The following is a 2,690-nucleotide window of genomic DNA, read 5'->3' as shown; positions in this document are numbered from 1 at the left end:
TTCTGACCATCATTAACGCAATGGTTAGAAATAGCCAAATATGGGATGAGTCTTACCATCAGTTGACTTCTTAAAAAATACGGTTGAAGACAGTTGCTCTAGTCATCAGGGAGCAACAGGCTTCCCGCTTAGGCACTATAAGGCCGGAAATCTGAGAGGATCCACGCCTCACCTCTCAATTCCAGCACGGTGCCAAGGGCTAAGTGATTGGGATGCGCTCATTACATTCTCTCTCTAAGCTGTCTCCTGAGAGAGATAGTATAGTGCTGGTTTTTATGCGCGTAGCGCATGGTAAGGAGGCACACAATAGCTTTATGGGGCACCAAAACGCAATCCGACGACGCAAAGAGGGGACTTACAGAGTACCCAATACCCCTCCCTTCCCTGCTAAGCCTTAACTTCATAGAACTGACAGCTACTCAAGAGTTGGATGGTCGAAGACAAAAGAAATGGGAAGCGATATTTCTCATTGATGAAGGTAAAGATGTAAATGTATGTTGTAATTATTATTTATAAAGTAGTGATTAATATTCTGAGCGGCGCGGCATTTGCCGCTGCAAGCGAAGTCCTTTTTTTGTTTTTTGTGTGTGTTTTTTCTTATTTTTTTATTAAGGGGTTAATATCGAGAGTTGTAGCCTTTAGGCTCAACTCGATATTCCTTATTTATAAGGCTCTTTGTTCAGAAATAAACTTCGAAGTTAATTGTATACATGGGGATCTATTCGAAATTAATTGCATATTTCTTGTACCAAACGAGAGGGATTAGTGGAACCGCGGTATTTTGAAACCCAAAAGGCCAAGAAAGGAGGCATCAAACAGGGGGATAATTGAGCAAAAAAGCGTGTTTCCTGACGAGAGGCAAACACAAAAACCGCGCATCGGCACGGTCATTTGAAATTAGCATCAATAAATGCGTTTAGGTCAGAATGGCACCCTCTTGCTCAAGCAACAAACGATAGAATTGCTCAGAATATTCGTTTACATGAGGATACCGCGTTTTTAATTTGTTTTTTGCATAATGGACAGCAACCGGTGTTGTTGTTTTTTGCCATGCAACAAACATACGCCAGTAAATTGAATCTGATTTATCCTTCTTTCGCAGATTATCGACCGAACATTGCGTTCTATCTAGTTCGGCTTCCAGATTTTTTGATTCTTTGCGATCTAACGACTCAATACTATCTTCGATTTTTTTGAGTGCTTCAGCTTTCTGTTTCTGCAAATCTTGGGCTACTACTGAACGTTTAATCTTTTTCAGTAGATTACACAACGCGTATTTGTTTTCTATATCAATGCCCAATCGAGCCATATTCAATAAATGACGCTGGTATTTTTTTTCCAGATTTTCAAGCTGCCCACTTTTGATAGCCCAGTTTTGGAAGTCAATCAGGCTGCGTCGGATTTCGTCACGCGGAATACCTTTAGACATAAAAAATTCCGGTTTCAACCAAATGCGCACGGGCTTATTTTGGCCAACATCCCGGTTTTTATCCCTATGGACGACGATTTGCTCCAGTTGCTCAAAGACAGACAGCGCATGAAGTGCCACATCATACGATTTACGACCGTTATCGTATTCATGCAGTACTCCCATCGCCTTGGCGATAAATTCAAAGGGTACCATCACTTCAAACAGATAATCGTGACCGGGGAAAAAATCCGTATTCGCTGCTAACGCTAGTGATAGGGAAGTTAAGGCTTCACGGCTTTCAGAACGGGCACTGATACGCATCGGTTTCGGTACGAAGTGCGGATTTTTACGCTCTGAATACGGTGTATACCCTTTCTGTCGCAGGGCAATAAGCTGGCGATCCTGACGCCAGTCATGACTTTTCAGGGTGCGAGACAACCGGGCAGGCGTGCCGTTAGGCACCCGGATATCCGGGTTAGGCGTATAACGCCGGTGAATTTTAGAGACCCCGCGCCGTAAAGCGTTGGACTCGCCACGCCGGGTACGAATAGGGCTACCGGAAGTTGATAGGGTGTGTTGATTTTTAAACACATCCCCTGCACTTATGGCGGGGATCAAAAAGTTGCAATAGAAGTCTCATCGTTCTATACTCCTATGCAGAAACCACAAACGATTTCTGCACTATGATACCCCGTAATTCTGCTCACTCCGCCAAGATTGCTCAGATTATGGGGTTTCTTCTTTTTAGCAGTTAGCGAATTTCGTGACTCACTGACCGCATTTAGCCACCTTTCGGCGTGGCCGACCAGAATTTCTCATTCAAAAACTGCTATTAACTTTAGCACTGTAAAGCATAAGGATCAATTTCCTTTCTGATAACTTCTCTATCGAGATCAACTTTTTCTTTACTTCCCCTAAAAGGAACTTGATAGTGCTCTGTTTTTATACCAGAAAAATTCTAAACCGGAAATATTGGCGGTTCCGGTTCAGAATACTATTACATTGAACGCACTATTGATTTGACTAATCACTGATATTTTATTAAAAATATATTGCTAATTTATTCTCTTTTGATAATTAATTTCTCATAATAAATTGAATAAAAAATACAGCAATACAGCAATACAGTAATATTGGTGATGAATTTATAATAAAAAAAGAAGACAGGTGAATTGTTTATTATACGCAATTAACTTGAAGATGCGGGTTTTAAAATCTGGAAATTATCAGTCAGACGGGTAATGAGTTCACTGGCTTTTTCTGGCAACGTGACATGAAA

Annotated in this window: 1 protein-coding gene; it reads right to left on the bottom strand. The window is 41.3% G+C overall.

The window, feature by feature from the left end; all coding sequences use genetic code 11:
- Positions 1-916: 916 nt before the first annotated feature.
- Positions 917-2,002, bottom strand: coding sequence for a Replication protein (locus Xvie_RS19980; protein ID WP_244175750.1), 1,086 nt, complete (start codon positions 2,000-2,002; stop codon positions 917-919).
- Positions 2,003-2,690 lie beyond the last annotated feature (688 nt).

The organism is Xenorhabdus vietnamensis (assembly GCF_002127535.1).
Lineage (GTDB): Bacteria > Pseudomonadota > Gammaproteobacteria > Enterobacterales > Enterobacteriaceae > Xenorhabdus > Xenorhabdus vietnamensis.
Note: the sequence above shows the minus strand (reverse complement) of the source record. Positions and strands in the feature narration are given on the sequence as shown.